This window comes from Ruegeria sp. AI2, assembly GCF_056541275.1.
Window position 1 is genome coordinate 1 of record NZ_JBQFYB010000026.1, and the last position, 19441, is coordinate 19441.

A 19441-nucleotide genomic window follows, 5' to 3' on the forward strand; every position below is an offset into this window, starting at 1 on the left:
CGCCCACCGGCTCCGGAAACCATCATCCCGATGGATCACAGGCCAATCATGCACTAACAATCAAACTGGACCAGTCAGATAGGGCTGCTCATACCCGGCCAACAAGGCCCAGCAGCTCAAACCATACCAGACGATACAGTTGATGATCAGGGACTTGGCGACACTATCAAGGAGTTTTTTGGTATCCGAAAGGAAGTGCCAGCTGAAGCATCGACAGTGCAGCAGCAGATCATCAGCTATGTTAAAATTATCAAGGGTGTCGCCGAAGAGGAAGCGAAGAAGCAAGAGGCTATCAAGCTATCAGAAATAACGATCAGCCTTACCTTGTCAGCGGAGGGAAACATAGGAATTGCATCGACTTCTGCCGAGGCTGGGATATCGCTGGTCTTCAAGCGAAGCTAAGGTTGGCTAATCGTTGGATTTTGTTTGACGGATCACACCATACCTATAACAGTCTCAGATTACGTCACTGAAGCGGTGAAGTTTGCATAACTCTTCCGGCCCATAAGAGACATTCGTCGCAGTCACTGGTGCCGCAGTGCGGCTTCACCAGACCGGCCATTCGCTGCGAACGCGAGATTTGAACGAATGACTGGTCCAGGAACGCTTGGATGGTTTCAATTTTTCCAACCACCCTTTTATTCAGTCAGATTTCGCATTGTGCTGCTTGGGCTGCATACACGCCTCACATGCTCCACCAACTTTTTTTGAAACTGCTCGGCAATTTTTGTTGTTGGTCGGTTCCTGGGAACGAGCAACCCGAATGTCATCCACCTTTCAGGCTCGATTGGCACGCCCGCCAAGCGATCACCGAATGAATGCGCAACCATTTCGTCTGCGATCGTTATGCCCGCGCCTTCCGCCACAAGCGCACAGGCAAGTTGAGAGGACGAAACTTCATGTGTCGCCTCAGGTATGACGCCCGCCGAATTGAACGCATCGTCCAATTGATCGCGCAGCAACAGTCCCTGCATCAGTCGGATGACGGTTTCTTCGGCAAGCTGATCCGCCGTGACATATGCCTCGTTTGCCAGTGCATGATCCGTTGGCAAAATCGCTAAAGCGCGGACACGCACCAAGGGCACTGTTCTTATGTCGGGATGGCTAACAGGCAAAGCCGCAATACCGATATCGTATTCTCGCCCGGCCAACCATTTGCCGGCCTCTCGCCTTGCGCGCACATCCAGGGTGACGCTGACATCTGGATTCTCTTGCATAAACATCGCCACCGTAGGGGCCGACAAGAACTGAGCAATCCGCGGCATGGTCACAATACGCAGGCTTTCGGTGCGCCCGGCACGAATGTCTGAAGCGATGCGCGGCACTTCGTCGAGATTGTCAAGGATGCGCCCCGCCTCACGATAGAATGCAATTCCTTCACCTGTCGGGGTCAGGCTTCGTCCCGACCTGTCAAAAAGCTGAAGCTTGATTTCTGCTTCCAGGCCGCTGATCAACCGACTGATCGCTGGTTGGCTAAGGTGCATGACCTGGGATGCGGCGGCTAAGGAACCTTCAGAGAAGGCCAGTCTGAAGGCGCGAAGGGCTTTGATGTTCATCGTCTATCACTTTACATTTTTGCAATAATAGATGTCATATTTGCAAATTTGGCAATCAAAAGTCCTGTTATGAATTGATTATCGAACAAACGGAGGAGCCGAAATGAGACGCAGAACATTCATAGGCGGTATGGCCGCGACCGCAGCGCTCGCCGCAAGCACAACCGCATCATTCGCGGCAGACTGGCCAAGACGCCCGATCAACCTAGTGGTGCCTTACAAGGCGGGTGGCGGCACGGATGCCTATGCGCGTGCAATCTCGGCGGCAGCTGAGGGTATTCTAGATGTGCCGGTGGTTGTCGTGAATAAGCCGGGCTCAGGTGGCCTGAATGGCGCGAACTCGGTCGTCGGCGCACGGCCTGACGGTTACACAATGATGATGACCTCGGGCGGCTCGTTCCTGTTGTCCACCATGACGCGGGACACGGATATCGACGCGCTGGAAAGCTTCGAGTTCGTCGCCCAGGTCGGGCAACTGCGCACCTCGCTGATGGTGCCGATAAACAGCCCCTACCAGACGGTTCAGGATGTCATCGATGCCGCCAATGCCAACCCCGGGTCGCTTCGCTGGGCACATTCAGGTCGCGGCGGGTTCCATCATGTTGGGGGCTTGGGCTTCCTGGCCAACAATGGCATTGAAGCACAGGACGTTCCATTCAAGGGTGGCGGCCCGACCCGCGCGGCTCTGATTGGTGAGCAGGCCGACTTCGGATTTCTGGGCGTGCAGCAGTTGCGCGGCTTTGAAGAGCAGTTGCGCGCGCTGGCCGTCAACAGCGCGGATCGCGACACGATCATGACTGACGTGCCGGCCTTTGGCGAGTTGGGCGTTCCCTTCGCCGCTGTCTCTTCTCCGGTGATTGTCTTTGCTCCAAAGGGCACTCCCGCTGAAGTGGTGTCGGCCATGGAAGCTGCCCTTGCCGAGGTTACGGCAAAGCCACAGTTCGCCGAATTGCTGGCAGAGCGCGGCACTGGCCCGGTCTATGCCTCCGGCGCGGACGCCAAGGCGGGTCTGGCAGCCATGAAGAACGACGCCGCTCCTCTGGTTCAAAACCTGACAAACTGATGGCGCGCAGGCCTCGGGCCAGACGCTGCCCGGGCCCGGGGCGCAGTTTACAACTTCGGAAAAGGAGGGTGCCATGCGGAACATGGCTGAAGGGATCGTTCTGGGCATCCTGGCCCTGTTGGCCATCTGGGGCGCATGGCAGGTTCCGGGCGCAGGCCCTGGCGACACCTGGGCTGGCATCGTGCCTTTTGCTGCTTCGCTAGGATTGCTGGGGCTTTCGGGTCTGATGATTGCGAGCGCCGCGCGGGCAGGAGCGGGCGACCCGGTCGAAGACCCGCAAAGTGAAAGCTCGGTGTTCGATATTATTGTGTTGTTCGCTGTGGCGCTGATCTATCAGCAGTCCTTCCGCTGGTTCGGATATATCCTTCCGACAGCGATCGCAGCGCCGGTCGTGCTCTACATCTTCGGGTTGCGCAATTGGGTCGGTCTTGCCGCCTCAACCGTTCTTTGTCCGCTTGTCTTTCACATTCTCTTCTTTTTCTTGCTTGGCGTCTTCCCTCCCTATGGAGAGGTCTTCGACTTGGCTGACTGGCTTCGGGGGTAATTCCGATGGAGATCTTTCCTGCCCTGCTGACGGTCATCACAGACCCGACGCTTCTCTTCGCCATTGTGCTGGCTGCTGTAGTTGGCATGATCGTAGGGGCAACGCCCGGGCTGACCGCTTCGGCCGCCATCGCAATGCTCTTGCCCATGACGTTCTACATGTCGCCCCTTTTCGCGCTGGCATTCCTTTATGTGATTGGCAAATCCGGTCGCTATGGCGGCTCGATCGCGGCGATCCTGTTCAACACGCCGGGCACCGCTGCAAGCGCGGCGACGCAGATTGATGGCTATCCGCTTGCCCGGGCGGGCAAGGCCGGGAAGGCGATGAAGGTCGCGACGATCTCGTCTGTTATCGGCGATCTGATGGGTGACATCCTGCTTGTGGTCGGCGTCGGGTTCATTGCCGCAATTGCCTTGAAGTTGGGGCCACCCGAGACCTTCGCCATCTACTTCGCCGCCTTCGTGGTGATCGGGTCGGTGATCGGCAAGTCCATCGTCAAGGGCCTGGCGTCTGCCTTGCTTGGCATTCTGGTGGCCATGGTTGGCCTTGACCCGATTTCAAGCGAGGAGCGCTATACCTTCGGCTCTTTCGATCTGTCGAACGGCATTGGGTTGGTCCCGCTGATGATCGGTGTCTTTGTTCTAGGTGAGGTTTTTGCCCAGCTCGAAGAACGCAAGAAAGCGAAAGGTGACATCAAAGAAAATGAAAGCGATCCGACCGGCCATACGCTAACTTACGAAGAATACAAACCCTGCATCCCCCATGCCGTCCGAGGTGGTTTCATCGGGGCAGGCATTGGGGTGCTGCCCGGGCTTGGCTCGGCCATCGCGGCTTTCATTTCTTACGGCGAGGGCAAACGACGTGCCAAAAATCCTGAAGAATGGGGCAAAGGCGCCTTGGAGGGTGTTGCAGCCCCCGAGGCCGCAAACAATGCCGTCTCTGGCCCCTCGATGGCACCCCTTCTGACGCTTGGCATTCCGGGATCGACTATTGGCGCCATCCTGCTGGGTGTCTTTCTAATCCATGGCATCCAGGTCGGGCCCACCCTGTTCCTGACGGACAAGGAACTGGTGTATCAGCTTTTCGCCTGCGGCATGATCGGCATCCTGACCTATGGCATCATCGGATATTACGGGGCTACGCAGGTTGCTCGCCTAATCCTAAAAGTACCGGTCAATGTGCTCTACCCATTGATTTTCATGACAGCTTTTGTTGCTGCCTATTCGGCGCGCGGGTCGATGTTTGATGTCACCGTGATGACAGTCGCCGGGTTCGTCGGTTGGTTGATGCGCAAGTATGACTTCAATATCGCGGCTTTCGTAATCTCCTTCGTGCTTGCGAAAGGGGCAGAAGAGACGTTCCGCCAATCCCTGCTGATGTCTGACGGCGGGGCTTTGGTCTTCATCGAACGCCCTATCGCCGCTGCGTTCCTGTTGCTTGGGCTGGCCGCCATGGGGTTCCGCATCCGCTCGATCGTGAAAGAGCGGCAGGTCGCGGACGGAGGCTTAGGCGATGCTTGATTCAACCATCTTTCGTGACTGTTTTTCGTCCCCCGAGATGCGAAACATCTGGTCTGAACACGCGACGATTTCGGCGTGGCTCGAAACAGAGCAAGTTCTGGCCCGATGTCAGGCTGACCTGGGGCTGATCCCGAACGACGCGGCATCAGCGATTGAAGCAGTCCGCGTCACCAATTTGAGCGTGGAAGATCTGGCAATTGAAATGGCCCTGGTTGGTCGCCCCATCATTGGCCTAGTGAAGCAACTTCGCACGCTTATCCCGGCGCATGCCAACCACGTGCACTTCAATTCGACCACACAAGACATCATGGACACTGCCATGGTTGTTCAGATGAAGTTGGGGCTGGAGGGCATCCGAACCAGTGTGACCCGGGTGATTGATCGTCTGGACACTCACATCGGCACACACGCCTCGACAGTTCTGATCGGGCGCACCAATGGCCAGCACGCAGTGCCAATCGCGTTGGCGACAAAGTTGCAGGTTTGGCGGTCGGAACTGGTGCGCAGAGTTGAGGCACTGGAATTTGCCGCCTCCCGTGGTTTGAACGTTCAGGTCGGCGGGCCTGTCGGCGATCTTCGCGGGTATGAAAATGGCGCGGGGGAAAGCGTAAAGTCGGCCATGGCCAAGGCTCTGGGTCTAGGAATGGCCGACCCTCACTGGCAAAACGCACGGGACGGTGTGGCAGAAATTCTAGCGGCGCTTGGACTGCTCTGTGGATCGCTGTGCAAGATGGGCCACAACATCAACCTTATGTCTTCTTCAGACATCGCAGAGGCGTCCGAAGGCCATGTGAACGGCAAAGGCGCGTCGTCCTCGATGCACCACAAACGCAATCAACGAGCCTCGGAATTCCTGGAAGCTGTCTCGCGGCTTGGCCGACAACGCGCCGAGCAAATTGGCGAGTTCACCCTGCACCAGCATGAACGGTCCGGAGGGGCCTGGATCGGCGAATGGGCTCTTGTGCCCGAAGTCTTCTTGCTGACCTCCGGCGCGATCTCCTGGGCTGAAACCCTCCTGTCGAACATCACGTTTCATGCTGAGCGAATGAAGGATCGGGCTGAGGCCGTGACTGCCTTAAACCGGGGGGACACCGTGCATCGTGATGCGTTTGGCTCTCGGCTGAGTTAATTTATTGTCATTATTGACAGTAAATAGAATCCATCTTACGTGCGATCCAACACAGCACCTTGTTGGTGCGCGCAAACGGAACGGATGGAACATGGTCGGACGCCCGACAAATAGAGATGAACGGTACCGCCAAGTGATGGAAGCCCTCGTGCGCTCTGTCGCGCGCTACGGGTTGGACGGGGCATCCTTGTCGCAAATCGCCAAGGAAGCGGGCCTCACACGCCCTTTGATCCGCCATCACATCGGGAACCGCGAAGACATGATCGCGGCCCTGACCGATTTTGTTCTCAAGAGCTTTGACGAACAAACGCAGACCTTGGTCGATTCCCTGCCAAAGGAAAGACCTTCAGACGCTCTGATCTCCTTTCTGTTCTCGAAAAATGCCGTTTGCGAGCCGGATATGGTTTTGGCCTTCGCAGCCCTTACGGCCCGCGCAGCAGACGATGCAAAGCTGCGGCACCGGTGCCGAAAGACACTTTTGGATTTCGAAGCGGCCGTCGCGGACACCCTGTGGCGCGACCATGCTGGCGCGGATGATGCCGCACTGAGCGCCACAGCCCACGGGATCACGGCGCTTTACTTCAACCTTACATCGCTGGCCCCTCTGGATATGCCACCGGCCTGGAAGACGCAGGCCGCCCGGGTCGCCCGCAACCTTTTGGAAGAACTGGACACCCCGACATGACCCAAGCCCGCCTGCTGAACTATGCAACCTTTGCCGCACTGATTTTCGCCACCGCGCTCGGCTATCAATCCTTATGGGGGCTTTTGTTCCTCTATTGGACGATCCCGAATTTCTATTCGGGGCACGCCTTCCTTCTGTCTGACGTGACACGCGACGATGACCCGATCCTGTTCTGGCTGATCCAGATTGCCTGGGTGGTTCTGGGCCTGATGCTGGTGGCGCTCGATTTCTTTCCTGTGGGAGGTTGATCCATGACACAGAAGCTGCACCTGTTGCCGGTCGAAGCCTACACCTCGCAAGACTGGTTCGACCGCGAAATGCGGGACATCTTTTCAAGAACCTGGCGCTATGCCGGGTTCATGGAAGATATCAGCGAGCCAGGGCAATACATCACCGTTCAGGCCGGATTGAACAACATCTTCATCGTGATGGGCCGTGACCGCCGCCTGCGCGCCTTCCACAACATCTGCCGTCATCGCGGCACGCAGTTAATCCGCGCCGTGGGCAAGACGCAAAAGGCGCTGACCTGCCCTTATCACGACTGGACTTATGATCTGGAAGGCAACCTGATCTCGGTGCCTGAAGAGCAGGAAGAGTTCGGCCAAGTCGACAAATCCTGTCTTGGCCTAAAGCCCGCCAAAGTCGACATCTGGAAGTCGATGCTCTTTGTCCATCCCGACCCGGATGCGCCCTCGATCGCCGAATGGTTCGGTCCGACCGAACCGCATATCGGCCCGCATGTGCCTGAAGAGTTGGTGGAGTATGAAGAACTGAATATCAGCTACGAGATCAAGGCCAACTGGAAGGTGGTCGTCGAAAACTACATCGACGTTTATCACCTGAGCCATCTGCATTCGAACACGCTGAAGATGTATGACCACAAATCCGCCAAGTACCACTGGCAAGGCCCGCACTACATGTTCTGGGAACCACCGGCTGAGGCATTCCTGAACGATCAGGAAAACAAGCTGATCGCACCACGCGTCATTCCCGAGGATAAAAACGGAGCCTGGGTGCCGATGCTCTTTCCCGGCATTGGGCTCGCCGGGTCTGAAGATGGCTGGAATACTTTCATCATCGAACCGCTTAGTCCCGAATTGACCCGTGTCTCCAACCGGGGACGCGTGTCCAACAGCTCGGGTTGGGAATTTGTGAAACAAACCATGAAGTCCTCGAATTTCTGGACCAAGTTTGGTCTGAGCGGAAAGTACGCGGCACATGACGCCATGGGCGAAGATGACCCGATGGTCGCGGGCGACTTCACGGGTGAAGACATCTACGCCTGTGAACAGCAGCAGAAATCACTGAAATCTCCATATTTTGAAACGGGCCCCGCCGCGGTTGGCGAAAGCCCGGTGACCCAACACCAGAAAGTCGTTCTGGAGTGGTTGGGAGAAGTCGAATGAACGCGCGTAACTTTTATCCTTTGAGCGTTCTGGACACCCGCGAGGAAATCGGCGGCATGGCCAAGACCGTCATGTTCGACGTGCCAGCCGCTTTGCGCAATACATTCGCCTGGCGGGCGGGACAACACCTATCCTTTCGCTTTCAGATTGACGGGGAGGAACAGCGCCGCAGCTACTCGATCTCGTCCTCGCCCTTCACCGGCGATCCTTTGCGGATCACCGTGAAGCGGGTGAAGGAGGGCGTGGTCAGCAACCACATCAACGACACGTTGCGAAAAGGACATCTGATCGACGTGATGCCCCCTTTTGGCGGCTTCTGTCTTGATCCCGGTGCCACATCGCGTCGCACGCATTACTTGTTTGGCGCAGGCTCGGGGATCACGCCTTTGTACGCCATGCTAAGTTCGGTTATGGCGGCTGAACCCAACTCTTTTGCGCACCTGGCTTACGGCAACAACAACGAAAGAAGCATCCTGCTAGAGCAGGAATTGAACGCCCTCTGGGACGCGAACCCTGATCGCATGACGGTCCACCATGTCTTTTCCAAACCGCGCTGGTGGTCCAGTGCTGAATACTGGCGCAAGGGTATCATCGACAAAGAGGCTATCGAGGCATTGATCACTGAAAACCCGCCCTATGCGCAGGATGCCCAATATTACATCTGCGGCCCCGGTGGCATGAACAAGGGCGTGAAAGAGGCTCTGTTTTCCCTCGATGTACCCGCTAACCGCATCCACATGGAAAGTTATGGCGGGACAACGGAACTGGACACGAGCATTGAAGGTATGGCCGCAAAGGCAAAGGTGACATTGGGCGGCACGACCCATTCTATCGACATTGCCAAAGGTCAGACTGTGTTAGAGGCGGTCAAGGCAGCAAGTTTGAAGCCGCCGTTTTCCTGTCAGTCCGGCGTCTGTGGAGCCTGTCGGGCCAGTTTGGCCAAGGGCAAGGTCCAGATGCGCGCGAGAATAGCGTTAGAAGATCGTGATATTGCCAATGGAGCCATTCTCACCTGCCAGTCCTTACCAGCGACTGAAGACCTCTCACTCACCTATGACTAGGCGATTTGACGGCAACCAAGCCGGTGTCTTTTTCACGGCGACTATTATACTTGCACTGGCATCCTGGCCCGTCAGCTTCAATCTCGGGGCCTACGGCGAAGTGTTCTACACAAGCGCTCTGACGATCTGGATCGCATCCCTGGCCGCGTTGTTTGCAGGCATCATCATTGGGAAAACGGCGAAGTGTACTTCACCTTGTGGGGCTGCATCCTGCTGCTGATCCCGACATTGTCATTGACCAGCGTCCTTTGGAGCGAAACAACCCCGTTTTTGGTGCCGGTACTCGATTGGGGCATTCTTTTGTCATTGCCTTACATCGCGTACGTCCTGTTGATGGTATCCGCCCAAGAAGCACTAGAGCTGAACGACAAGCGGCTAATTGTTTGGCTCGCTATCGGGTTCTTCTGCCTCAACTCACTGAGCTACGTGGCCGGCGTCTTCAACTACGTCTTCCTGACTTGCGAAGATTTCGTCATCGCGGGTGATGAGGCTCCTGCAAGTTGCTGGAACAATCAAAGCGTGCAAAAAGTCAGAGCGGTCATTCACCCTAAGCGCAGCAGGGCTCCTTCTTGATCATCGGATGGATTGCGACATCTTGTGATACGTTGCCTCAGTCAACGTCGGGTTGTCGTTTTGGGTGGGCAAGGCGGATCGGAGGATCAGTCATGGAAACACCAAATCTACCAGCCATTCGCGCACTTCGCCCTGCATGGAACAAGGGCCGCATCGTCGGTCAGAAACGGCCATTGAAACCAAAGCAAGTATGGGCAATCCGGGTGCGACTTGAGTTGGCCGAGAACCATCGCGACCTCGTCCTGTTCAACATGGCCATCGACAGCAAACTTCGCGGATGTGATCTTGTGAAGATGAAGGTCGTTGACGTCATGGCGTCTGGTCAGATCAAGTAACGGGCGTCAGTTCTTCAAAGCAAAACCCAGAAACCCGTGCGCTTCGAGATTTCCGAGGGCACGCGAGCCTCTGTCGAGAAGTGGATGGAAGACGAGTTGATGGTCGGCTCAGAGTACCTTTGGCCTGGCCGCTTCCACGAGCGCCTGCATATCTCGACACACCAATATGCACGAATTGTCCGTGACTGGGTTACGTCAATCGGCTTGGAGGCAACAGCATATGGAACCCATTCGATGCGCCGGACCAAGGTGACTCAAATCTACAAGAAGACGGGCAGGTATTGTCAAGTTGATTGCGACCGATTGTGAAGCATTAGAAAAGGCAGGGTCATGCTACCATTTCGGTGGTGTACTCGACCCAGATGCTGAACGCGTCGTTGCGGGCGTGGCGGTATGAGGTTGTAGTGAGTTTATAGCGGCGGGGACGGAATATCAGGTTGATCTGATCATGCGCGGACAGAAACCTCTGAGGTTGCCGGTGTGACTTGAACCGACCAAACAACTTCTCGCGCTTTCGGGTCTGCCTGTGCGAAACTTCGATCGCATTGTTCAACCCTTTATGGGCCCGGTGGTCAGCCTGCGTTGCCAAGGCTCTGACGGGCTTGATGTAGCTGCGCAACTTGTCCGTTATCACGACCCTTGGCTCACCAAACCGAGTGACCAGTCTTTTGAATAACCGCTTGGCCGCCTTTGCACTTCGCCGGGTTTGCACAAGGATATCGAGAACGTCGCCGTTCGCGTCGATGGCCCGCCACAACCAGTGCCTCTTGCCGCGGATTGTGATGACAACCTCATCCAAGTGCCATTTGTCGTTCGGCTTGGGGCGGTCGGGCCGGATGCAGGCAGCAAAATGCGCGCCAAAACGATTGACCCAGAGCCGAATGGTTTCCCGACTCACCATGACACCCCGTTCCGCCAAAAGATCTTCGACATCCGCAGTGCTCAAGGCAAACCGATGGTATGCCCAGACCGCGTAGGCAATGACCTCACGAGGATAGCGAAAGCCCTTCAGGCGCGACATGCTGGATGGTATGTTCATTCATTGCCTGTAGTCGTCTTCGAAACGCCAGACAACTTGGCAATACCCGAAGAATACATCTGGAGCCGTCCCGCTCTGTTGGACTGGAAGATGAGAAAGCTGGAACTGACTGCCGGCTACCCCTCTCGCCGGGGTGGCAGGACAAAGGGTTCCGCTGCTGACTACAGTTTGAAATCGGTGCGTGATCAGGAGAGAGAAGCTGTCGGTCACGCCGAAGAAGTTTACAGGCGCTACGTCGCAAAGTGGAAACAGCGGTCACCAATGGCCACGCCCGTTTCTCCTCAGTAGCTCACCCAAAGACAAGAGCCGTGCACCTCAAGAAGCTCTTGTCAAATACATCCGTTAAATGCTTTGATCTGACTGTTTGAATTTTGGCAGGGCGACCAAACCGATTAAGCATTTTGTTCACCTCTCGAATGCCCGCTGCGTTGGTTCCGCTTTTGTCGATGACGATCTTGCTCGGGATTCCATTTGAAGACAGCGCTTTGGCAAAGAACCTAGCTGCCGCTGGACGGTTCCTCTGCTCAGACAGCATAAAATCAAGGGTATCTGCTGCCTTGTCGACAGCCCTGTAAAGGTACATCCAATTGCTGCGATCATCGGTGAAAGCTTCACAACCCACCTGTTGAGAGTGGCATGGTCCACCTGAACGCCGCGTTCCGCCAGGATTTCTTCTAAGTCCCGATACGACACCGTGTAACGCAGGTAGAAGTACACAGCGTACAAAACTGCATCCTTGGGGAAATGACAGCCCTTCAATGAGATCGTGCTCAAACAACATGTTCAAAACTGTTCGACGAGTACAAACCGAGGATCACGCACGCGCGTCAACTAGACCCCAGAGGTTGCGACACATCTTTTTTTGGGTGCTAAGCCAGCGCTGTTGGCATATATTGTAGTTTATGCAAGTGGCCAACACTACATATGCCTCAAATCACAACCGACTGATCTTCGACTGTAAACATCGCAACGATGCTTGCGCACTAGGTAAGTTTGACGTTCGGCGGGTCGGCGGGGTAAGCGCGACGCTCCCGGCGCCGCCTGTTTTCGACAGAACGGAGATACATGCCTAAGCAGATTATGTCCATAATCGATATGTTGAGAAACTTTATACTTGGCTTGACAGCAAGCTTTGATATGCCGGTTACCCCGTTCACGCCATGGCCCGCGCCCTCCGGTTCAGCTTGGACAGTGGATTTACCCGACAATGTCACTCAAGGCCCCTACCCTTTGCGCGGCAAAACAAAAAAGGCGCCGAAACCTTTCCGACGCCTTCACCTGACTTGCTAGTTCGTGATCTTACCCGTGGGTAAGATCATCTTCCTCGGGAAGCGCATCAAGCAGCGCGGCAATTGCTGCCTCCAGTTTGCTTCGATCAACGCGGGTAAAATCCAGATCATACCGCACCTCGATCCTTCCACTAGAAGCAGCACATTTCGCGATCCCTGCCCTGCCCGAAACCTGAAAAGTTGTTTTCGCGCGGCGTGGTTTACCTGCACTGGCGGCCTCCGTCTTCTTCAAGGACACAGCTTCTGGCTCACCTAGAAATGACCTCAGAATTGCGACTTCACGCGCGCCATCCCGATCAGGCTCGCTCTTCAGTGCCTCGCTTACCTGGCGAACCAGACCTGGCGTCGCGTCAAATTTGCGCTTTAGCTCAACACCCACGTTTCGCGGAATGTCGTTCGGGTGGGTCAGAACTTTGTCCAGCATCAGCAGCAAACTGGCAAAAGACCGAATATAGCTGCGCTTTGTGTAGCTGGCAGATTTGAACAGCGTGGACACCGCCTTGTCGACATCGGGACAGTCATTCGCAGGGTCTTCGGAATATGCACGGGCGAGGGCACCCATTTCCGCAAATGAGATATCCTTTCGGATCAGGTTCTCGTCGACCATACGCCGATAACTGTTGTCCAGATTACCCGCATCAGAAATCCCCGCTGGAATTCTGGCGTAGGTTTCGTCACCGGTCTCATCGTACAAGGCACGATAGGCAGACAAACGGCGCATGCCCTGGATCAATTCATACAGCCCGTCCGACCTGCGCTCCAGGCGGATCGGGTTGGACAAGCCGATCTCCCTAATAGAGTCCTTAAGTTCATCCAGTTCTGGATCGGGACCGGGTTTGCGATCTCGTGTCAGCTTTTCCGTTACAACGTCGTTCAGCACCACTCGTTCTGTCACCAAACCTTCGGCTCTCAGCCGAACCAGTTCGTGTGCAAGACGATCGTTTTCTGCACGGATGGATTGCTCTGTCGATTGTTGATCACGCAAAGCGTCGGCATTTTCCGAAATTGCAGCGGCCATTGGGCCACGTCGTTTTTCGAAAACTTTATCCGGCACCTTACCAACAGGAATGTCATCCATAGCCGGTAGATCAATATCGAACATTCTCCGCTTGCGGCTCATGCGTCATCCTCCACCTTGTCCCAGGCCGATAACATTACGCCCCGGAATTCCTCATACACATTGTCGAAAGTTGAGCGGGCGCGCCGCCAGGTTTCGCGAGTCATCTCGCGGTAGTCCATTTCGTAGACGGAGCTCAGAAAACGTCCAGACTGCTCCACCGCACGGGTCATTTCCACCGGGTGCTGTGCGACGTGCTCGCCAAATACCTTCTTAAAGGCATCAAACATCGCCAGATGCAGCGCATTGCCCGGTTCATACCGCGTCAACAGGAACCGCAACTCACAGAAGGTTTTCGGCAACCCAATCTTACCCGTGGGTAAGGTTTTGTCGAACCCATAAGCCAGATCTTCCAACGCTTCTGCTAATTGTCCGATGAACGATGTGGTCGAGTCATATTCCCAATAGCCAGGACCCGAAGGGATATAAAGCATGTCTGCGGCAAAGACCGCGTTCATAGACTGGTATCCGATTGCGGGCGGGCAATCGAACAGAATGAGGTCATAAGCGTCATCCGGAATCTGATCCAGATACCGTGACACCGCCGCAAAGAAGGACCATTCGGGATTCAGGTGCCGGTACTGGGCCGACGCAAATTCAACAAAGGCTGCGTTCGCACAGGAAGGTATAGCATCGATCGTCGACCAGGAGGTCTTCTTGATGAAATCAGCAATTCGCAGATCGCCCAGGCCCATATCTGTTATCGCGGGCGGCAACTCCCGGCGGGGCAGGGCGGTTCCCGATTCTGCAGCGGCGGGGCGGTTATTCATGCGTTCTGTTTCACGAATGAGGTCACGCGCCATGATCCCCCAGACCGTATAATCTTCGGCCACATCTGTCAGCCCCATCGAATGGCTTAGTGTTGCCTGAGGATCGAAATCCACCACAAGGACCCGATACCCATCCAGGGCGGCTGCATGGGCAAGATGCAGCGCCACGGTCGACTTTCCCGCGCCACCCTTGAAGTTTGCGACAGCCGCACGAATGGCGCGCTTGCCTTCAGGGCGAGGGGGCATCAGTGACTTACGATTAATCTTGAGCCGTCGCCGAAGTTCGTTCACCTCTTCCAGGCTGAACCAGCGCTGACGCCCGTCGGGCTCAACTTCGCCACCGGGCAGGGACGGATCGGCCGCAAGCTTTCCGCGAAAGGTTGACTGGTTCACCCGGAAAATCAGTTCGGACACTTCCCAGCTGGAGAACCGGCGGAGCGTTTTCTCCATCTCAGGGCTAAAGGTCTGCTGGCGAATCCACCCCTGCAACTTGAGGGACTGATTGCGCAATGCGTTCAGGTCTTCGTGCGTGTACATGCCTCGGGTCTCTTAGTTTGGAACGTAAATTTCTGCTCGTTTCCTATTTACGCTTGATTTGCACTTTACGCAAAAGAAATTATGATGAGAGTGCGATCTTACCCGTGGGTAAGAAAACAAGGCCTTAAACCGTACGAAGCGATTCGGTAGACCCAGTGATTGCCAATAGGCCAGGAGGGCCCCCAGCGACCAGTATATAGGGGGACGTTATGGCCGGCACTGCCACATATAGGGGGACACTAAGGGCCCATAAGGGGACGCCCTGTATGACCCCCATCACCAATACTTCACCAAATTTCTTTTCGTTTTTTAAGTTTGAACTGCGCAAGATCTCGCGATGTTCCAGTCTTTGCTTGACAGAATCGAAGCTTTGGACGCTAATTAGACCAAGATGACGAAAAGCGTTGGCAAACGGCGCGAGATTGGCGGGACACACCCGCCAGAGGCAGACTGAGCGGTGAGAACGGGTATGCAACTTGCGAAACCGGTCGGGCGAAATGCGCCGGCTTTGAAATATGATATACTATCTGCTCTGACCGTTCATGCGCTGTCAGGCGACAAACACCGACAACGAAGTATTTTGCGTATCATTGCGTTGATTACGACCCGGTATAACTGGCGCAACAACGAATTATCCATTGGGCGGGAAGAAATTTCGCGCCTGTGGGCAGTGAACGAAAGAACCGTAAAGCGCGAAATGTCCAGATTTCGCACATTAGGTTGGGTAACGGTAAAACGGCCCGCTGCGCGGGGTCGTGTAGCCGTCTACGAGATCGATCTGAAACAAATCCTGATTGACACCGAAGAGGTGTGGCCTGTTATCGGATCGGACTTTCAAGCCCGGATGACTGACGTGCCGGAACTCGAAACCAATGTCGTACCCTTTGCAACCAAACCCAGTGCCCCTGACAGCCTAGCTGGGGATGTGTGGTCGCAGGTACAGGCGATTCTACACGGGCGCGATCCGGAACTGTGGGCAAGCTGGTTTCAACATCTGTCCGAAGCTGAAAGGGCAGGGGGGCGTGTTGTCCTTATCGCACCGTCACGATTCATGGCCGATTATATTTCGCAGAAGTGGTCGGCGCGACTTCTGGCCGCCTACAGCCGTATTGATCCGGGCATCAGGACGGTTCGCGTGGACGCAGCCGAGTAACTGTCTTCGGCCTTGTTGCCCAATTGACATTCAATCGCACAAGTCGGATTTCGTTGTTCTTGACGTTCTTCAGCAATGTGCCAAGAACTTGGACACAGGTATCCAAATCATCATGACTGACACCTTGAACCAGATTGTTATACAACTCGTTCACTGTAGGAGCCAATTTTTCGAGCGCTACCTTGCCAGCAAACGTCAACCTGACCGTCCGGATGCGTTGATCAGTCGAATGTTTGTTACGTTCAACCATGCCCCTGCCAGCACCTGAAACCATCACCCCGATGGATCACAGGCCGATGATGCACTAACAACCAACTTGGACCAGTCAAATGAGGCTGCTGAGGGGCATGGAATCCGAGCGACGCATCTGCCGCGCGTTCGGACAACTCGCATCCATACAGCGGCACACCCCGTAAGGTTGTTCCGGCAAGGACATGTAGTTAGCCGACATGTTCAAGCTGACCCGTCAGCACTGTTGATATGGCTATCGTAGGATCGCCGCATCAGGTAGGCCCAAAAGAGCCAAGCTCAATTCGCCAACCCGGCTTCCCGAAGATCTCCAACAAACCTTTCAAGATCGCGCTTTTGTAGGTTTTCGAATGCCAGACAGGCGCGCGCGCAGGTCATGTCAGGGCGTTTTTCTTTGCTCTGGCGGATCATTTCTTTCGCCTGGTCTTTGGCTTTCTGCCGTATCAGTATTGCCGCCAATACATACCGACCGAATGGTTCAACGGATTTGCCCTCTAAAGCTGTTCTCGCACAAGTTTCTGCCTGATCAAAACTGTCGAGCACATAAAGGCAAAAGGCCTTGGCCAACAGTTTCACCTTGAAATAAGGACCCGATGGCCCAAACCGGGTTGCGGTCTCGAAATGCACTAGCGCTAGCTTCGCCTGCCCGTTTGCGAGATGCGCATATCCAAGAACCAAATGAGCGTTTGCCGCACTTGGGTTGAGTCTAACGGCAAGCTTTGCCTCCGCAATAGCGGCATCGTGTTTGTTGAACTGCGTGTAGGCACGGGCAAGACTGGCATGCGCAAAACTGCTTTGTTCATCCAACGCCACGGCGCGCTCTGCGTGATACAGCGCGCGTTCCTTGGCCTCAGTTCGATTATCAACCTGAACGAAGAACAGTTTCCGAAGTTCGGCGTTTGCCATCACCGCGTGCGCAAGTGCATAGTCTGGTGCGATGTCTATGGTTTTGTTCAGAATATCCCTTGCCTTCTGAGTATCTTCATCGGTGAATTTGAACAGATGCCACAGTGCTTTCTGAACCCTGTCCCAAACGTTGACCTCGCCACGTTTCAGCCGGGCTTGTTCGCGCAAGTCGAACCGTAACTCCCAATCTATGTTCCCGACAACGGCTGATGCGATTTCCTGCTGCAAGGAAAAGACATCTTCTGTCTTGTGATCGAGGCGATCGGCCCAAAGATCATGCCCGGTCGATGTATCTACCAGATGGGCAGTCACGCGAACGCGCTTATCGTCATAACGTACTGTGCCCTCAACCAAATAGTGAGCCCCGAGACGTTGCGCTATCTCTTCTCCGACCAAAGAAGCATCCTTGAGGAGCTTGGTGGAGGTAGGTGAGACGACCGACAGCCAATCCACTTTGGCAAGTTCGGTCACAAGTTCATGGTTGATGCCAGCCACAAACCCGTTGGTGTCGCTTTGCCCACTAATGCAGTCGAAAGGCAGCACTGCGACAACCGGTTTTTGCGGCGCAGGAAGCTGGGTGATCATCTGATCAAACAGACGGTCTTTTTCTGCCGGAGGATCGGTTCTTGGTGCAAGTGTTTCGGCCTCAGGATGAGAGTCAGACAATGGTTCCTGTGTTGCCGGAAAACGAAACACAGGACCGTGCCTGGGCCATTCAACATTGTTGAGCGTCATGTAGTCTTTGAGATTGTGAGCTGCATACAAGAATGCGTGGCTGCGCGCACCGACGCTGAGGTTCTTGTGTGCGAAATTCAGGCCTACTGCGACACGGGCCAGCAAGTATTGGCTTTCCATAAAGCTGAGCCGGTGGCTTTCGTGGCGCTCAACCCAACTCATAGCGCCTCGCCGCAGAGTTCTGACAAACTCGACAATGCCGACGTCATCCTGCCAAAGCCCTAATGTGTGGTGTTTTGAATGAAAGAGGCCAAGGTCATCAAGGATCGCATCCCATTGGGCAGGGACGCAGTTACCGCGCCGCGCCAAGAGGTATGCCAACTCGAAATAGGCATGATCGTAAAATAAGAACTGCTTGTCTTCGTACAGTGCCAAATCGATCAGAAAATAATCTGGATCGCGGCTTTTGTGCGCTTGAACCAGTACATTGTACCCATGCAGATCCCCGTGCACTCGACCTTTTGCCGCTCTTATGCTCAACCGGCTTGGAAAGTGCTCGTCACAGGCAAAAGCCAGTGGGTTCGGGTACCAATGTCCTTCAAACATCAGACAACGTTCATTCGGGTCATGACCGCAAATACCCGAAAGGAAGTGATGAAGCCGACCTAGCTTAGGATCCAACCTATAGCCGAGCCATCCCGAAAGCAGATCCCGAGGCGATTGCAAACCGGGCGCCATGCTATAATCAACGTTCCAATCATCAAGCAGGCTTGTCGACAGCCGCTCAAGTACGTTCAAGGCCAGTTCGTAGCCACAATCGTTCCAGGGAAGTGAGTACTCAAGCCCCTGTGCCACAACGGTGGAAAGGATCGCAATCTTACCGTCGTGTTCCAATGAGTGGACGATGCGGGCCAGATGTCTTGATCCAAACGCGGGAACTGCTTCGAACGCCTCCCGGTGCCTTTTGTTTTCGGCTTTTTCTCTCCATTCCGGATCGGGAAGAGCGTCGAACTTAAGAATGGCCTGACCGCTGAACGCGTCGCATGTAATATCAACAATGTAGACAAGGGCACCTGACTTGCCAGCGCTGAGCTGACGGTGAAAATATATTTCATCCTTTACTGACCACTTGTCAGATACCAGTGGCAGAAGCTCGATATACGCTTCAGGCCATGAGAGATCATAAATAGCGGGCACTAACTACACTCCGCGGAATTACGGCCAAAGACTGTGCAAATCTGTAAGGCGGCGCCGTTTTGTGACATGATACACAAGCAATAGCGTGAACCAAGGCGTTTAAGCTGACCGGTCAGAGCTTTCCGCGTGACGGCTTGATCCGCAATTGAACCCGAAGGGCCGCGCTATACATGAAGGCCCGCTTTACGAAGAAACATCGATGCGATTGAGCACCTTACGCACTTCGGGCCGGTATCGGTCATCGTTGTGCGGGACCAGCCACTGATCGTGCTGAAGCTCCTCAATCTCGGGTGATGTCTGTGTAAGTGCACAAAATCGCCTGCCCGGCCAGCGCTGGATCAAGCGCGTTGCGTGGACTGGTCACCTCGATACAGTCGCCAGCGCCGGCGCTGGCGTCGACCCTGCGCACTTGAAAATCCTTGGCCTAATCCAAGCCTACGGTTTTTACTGTCGTTTGTTGGTTCCACTTTTGCATTCGATAACAACTGCAGTTTGACACGTTTGATGCCGATGGGGCAGGAGCCATCCATCTTGTCTACTATGGGTTGAGCAGCCCTATCTGACTGGTCCAGTTTGATTGTTAGTGCATGATTGGCCTGTGATCCATCGGGATGATGGTTTCCGGAGCCGGTGGGCG

The 19441-nt window shown here is 55.0% G+C and carries 17 protein-coding genes and 2 pseudogenes; 12 read left to right on the forward strand and 7 right to left on the reverse strand.

What is annotated here, in order from left to right; genetic code table 11:
- Positions 1 to 195 precede the first annotated feature (195 nt).
- Entirely contained in the window at positions 196 to 402 is a 207-nt protein-coding gene (locus ACR0LL_RS20555) for a Pepco domain-containing protein (protein WP_480589135.1), read from the forward strand.
- A gap of 236 nt (positions 403 to 638) precedes the next feature.
- On the opposite strand, the gene ACR0LL_RS20560 is transcribed toward ACR0LL_RS20555, so the two are convergent.
- Positions 639 to 1556 (reverse strand): LysR family transcriptional regulator, encoded by a 918-nt coding sequence (locus ACR0LL_RS20560; protein WP_480589137.1) that lies wholly within the window; start codon positions 1554 to 1556, stop codon positions 639 to 641.
- Positions 1557 to 1659: 103 nt separating this feature from the next.
- Here ACR0LL_RS20560 and ACR0LL_RS20565 point away from each other — a divergent pair, with 103 nt between their 5' ends.
- The 10 genes and pseudogenes from ACR0LL_RS20565 (at position 1660) to ACR0LL_RS20610 (ending at position 10181) form a co-directional block, all read left to right on the forward strand.
- Complete coding sequence (locus ACR0LL_RS20565) at positions 1660 to 2619, forward strand: tripartite tricarboxylate transporter substrate binding protein (protein WP_480589139.1); 960 nt, start codon at positions 1660 to 1662, stop codon at positions 2617 to 2619.
- 73 nt (positions 2620 to 2692) lie between these two features.
- Positions 2693 to 3163 carry a tripartite tricarboxylate transporter TctB family protein gene (locus ACR0LL_RS20570; RefSeq protein ID WP_480589141.1) on the forward strand — a complete coding sequence of 157 codons (471 nt, stop codon included), beginning with the start codon at positions 2693 to 2695 and terminating at the stop codon, positions 3161 to 3163.
- A gap of 5 nt (positions 3164 to 3168) precedes the next feature.
- Positions 3169 to 4683, forward strand: coding sequence for a tripartite tricarboxylate transporter permease (locus ACR0LL_RS20575; protein WP_480589143.1), 1515 nt, complete (start codon positions 3169 to 3171; stop codon positions 4681 to 4683).
- Positions 4676 to 5812 carry a lyase family protein gene (locus tag ACR0LL_RS20580; RefSeq protein WP_480589145.1) on the forward strand — a complete coding sequence of 379 codons (1137 nt, stop codon included), beginning with the start codon at positions 4676 to 4678 and terminating at the stop codon, positions 5810 to 5812. Before ACR0LL_RS20575 ends, ACR0LL_RS20580 begins: the two co-directional genes overlap by 8 nt.
- Before the next feature lie 136 nt (positions 5813 to 5948).
- Positions 5949 to 6497, forward strand: coding sequence for a TetR/AcrR family transcriptional regulator (locus ACR0LL_RS20585; protein ID WP_480589165.1), 549 nt, complete (start codon positions 5949 to 5951; stop codon positions 6495 to 6497).
- Positions 6494 to 6745, forward strand: coding sequence for a hypothetical protein (locus tag ACR0LL_RS20590; RefSeq protein WP_480589147.1), 252 nt, complete (start codon positions 6494 to 6496; stop codon positions 6743 to 6745). Before ACR0LL_RS20585 ends, ACR0LL_RS20590 begins: the two co-directional genes overlap by 4 nt.
- 3 nt (positions 6746 to 6748) lie before the next feature.
- Entirely contained in the window at positions 6749 to 7903 is a 1155-nt protein-coding gene (locus tag ACR0LL_RS20595; protein WP_480589149.1) for an aromatic ring-hydroxylating oxygenase subunit alpha, read from the forward strand.
- Positions 7900 to 8964: a 2Fe-2S iron-sulfur cluster-binding protein gene (locus ACR0LL_RS20600; RefSeq protein WP_480589151.1), complete on the forward strand. Its 1065-nt coding sequence runs from the start codon at positions 7900 to 7902 to the stop codon at positions 8962 to 8964. The genes ACR0LL_RS20595 and ACR0LL_RS20600 overlap by 4 nt, the downstream gene beginning before the upstream one ends.
- Before the next feature lie 183 nt (positions 8965 to 9147).
- Complete coding sequence (locus ACR0LL_RS20605; protein WP_480589153.1) at positions 9148 to 9537, forward strand: hypothetical protein; 390 nt, start codon at positions 9148 to 9150, stop codon at positions 9535 to 9537.
- A gap of 92 nt (positions 9538 to 9629) precedes the next feature.
- Positions 9630 to 10181 (forward strand): annotated as a pseudogene (locus ACR0LL_RS20610) (tyrosine-type recombinase/integrase).
- A gap of 19 nt (positions 10182 to 10200) precedes the next feature.
- Here the strand turns inward: ACR0LL_RS20610 and ACR0LL_RS20615 are convergent.
- The 4 genes and pseudogenes from ACR0LL_RS20615 to ACR0LL_RS20630 all read right to left on the reverse strand — a co-directional run bounded on the left by ACR0LL_RS20615 (position 10201) and on the right by ACR0LL_RS20630 (position 14624).
- The gene (locus ACR0LL_RS20615) at positions 10201 to 10911 is read right to left on the reverse strand and encodes an IS6 family transposase (protein WP_480589155.1); all 711 of its coding nucleotides are present in this window, start codon (positions 10909 to 10911) and stop codon (positions 10201 to 10203) included.
- A gap of 403 nt (positions 10912 to 11314) precedes the next feature.
- A pseudogene (locus ACR0LL_RS20620) lies at positions 11315 to 11685 on the reverse strand (IS6 family transposase); the annotation flags it as partial.
- 525 nt (positions 11686 to 12210) lie between these two features.
- On the reverse strand, positions 12211 to 13320 hold the full coding sequence (locus ACR0LL_RS20625) for a ParB/RepB/Spo0J family partition protein (RefSeq protein ID WP_480589157.1): 1110 nt from the start codon (positions 13318 to 13320) through the stop codon (positions 12211 to 12213).
- Positions 13317 to 14624 (reverse strand): AAA family ATPase, encoded by a 1308-nt coding sequence (locus tag ACR0LL_RS20630; protein ID WP_480483587.1) that lies wholly within the window; start codon positions 14622 to 14624, stop codon positions 13317 to 13319. Before ACR0LL_RS20630 ends, ACR0LL_RS20625 begins: the two co-directional genes overlap by 4 nt.
- A 469-nt stretch (positions 14625 to 15093) precedes the next feature.
- Between ACR0LL_RS20630 and ACR0LL_RS20635 the strand changes: the two genes are divergently transcribed.
- The gene (locus tag ACR0LL_RS20635) at positions 15094 to 15777 is read left to right on the forward strand and encodes a DnaA N-terminal domain-containing protein (RefSeq protein WP_480589159.1); all 684 of its coding nucleotides are present in this window, start codon (positions 15094 to 15096) and stop codon (positions 15775 to 15777) included.
- A gap of 528 nt (positions 15778 to 16305) precedes the next feature.
- Here ACR0LL_RS20635 and ACR0LL_RS20640 read toward each other — a convergent pair.
- Positions 16306 to 18804, reverse strand: coding sequence for a hypothetical protein (locus ACR0LL_RS20640; protein ID WP_480589161.1), 2499 nt, complete (start codon positions 18802 to 18804; stop codon positions 16306 to 16308).
- Positions 18805 to 19142: 338 nt separating this feature from the next.
- Positions 19143 to 19441 (reverse strand): hypothetical protein (locus ACR0LL_RS20645; RefSeq protein ID WP_480589163.1); only part of this gene is annotated, 299 nt, incomplete at its 5' end.

Excerpts from the sequence above, each read along its gene's own strand:
- ACR0LL_RS20585 (WP_480589165.1), top strand. The coding sequence starts at position 5,949 with ATGGAAGCCCTCGTGCGCTCTGTCGCGCGCTACGGGTTGGACGGGGCA.
- ACR0LL_RS20615 (WP_480589155.1), bottom strand. The coding sequence starts at position 10,911 with ATGAACATACCATCCAGCATGTCGCGCCTGAAGGGCTTTCGCTATCCT.
- ACR0LL_RS20590 (WP_480589147.1), top strand. The coding sequence starts at position 6,494 with ATGACCCAAGCCCGCCTGCTGAACTATGCAACCTTTGCCGCACTGATT.
- ACR0LL_RS20565 (WP_480589139.1), top strand. The coding sequence starts at position 1,660 with ATGAGACGCAGAACATTCATAGGCGGTATGGCCGCGACCGCAGCGCTC.
- ACR0LL_RS20580 (WP_480589145.1), top strand. The coding sequence starts at position 4,676 with ATGCTTGATTCAACCATCTTTCGTGACTGTTTTTCGTCCCCCGAGATG.
- ACR0LL_RS20630 (WP_480483587.1), bottom strand. The coding sequence starts at position 14,624 with ATGTACACGCACGAAGACCTGAACGCATTGCGCAATCAGTCCCTCAAG.
- ACR0LL_RS20595 (WP_480589149.1), top strand. The coding sequence starts at position 6,749 with ATGACACAGAAGCTGCACCTGTTGCCGGTCGAAGCCTACACCTCGCAA.
- ACR0LL_RS20575 (WP_480589143.1), top strand. The coding sequence starts at position 3,169 with ATGGAGATCTTTCCTGCCCTGCTGACGGTCATCACAGACCCGACGCTT.
- ACR0LL_RS20600 (WP_480589151.1), top strand. The coding sequence starts at position 7,900 with ATGAACGCGCGTAACTTTTATCCTTTGAGCGTTCTGGACACCCGCGAG.
- ACR0LL_RS20625 (WP_480589157.1), bottom strand. The coding sequence starts at position 13,320 with ATGAGCCGCAAGCGGAGAATGTTCGATATTGATCTACCGGCTATGGAT.
- ACR0LL_RS20570 (WP_480589141.1), top strand. The coding sequence starts at position 2,693 with ATGCGGAACATGGCTGAAGGGATCGTTCTGGGCATCCTGGCCCTGTTG.
- ACR0LL_RS20560 (WP_480589137.1), bottom strand. The coding sequence starts at position 1,556 with ATGAACATCAAAGCCCTTCGCGCCTTCAGACTGGCCTTCTCTGAAGGT.
- ACR0LL_RS20635 (WP_480589159.1), top strand. The coding sequence starts at position 15,094 with ATGCAACTTGCGAAACCGGTCGGGCGAAATGCGCCGGCTTTGAAATAT.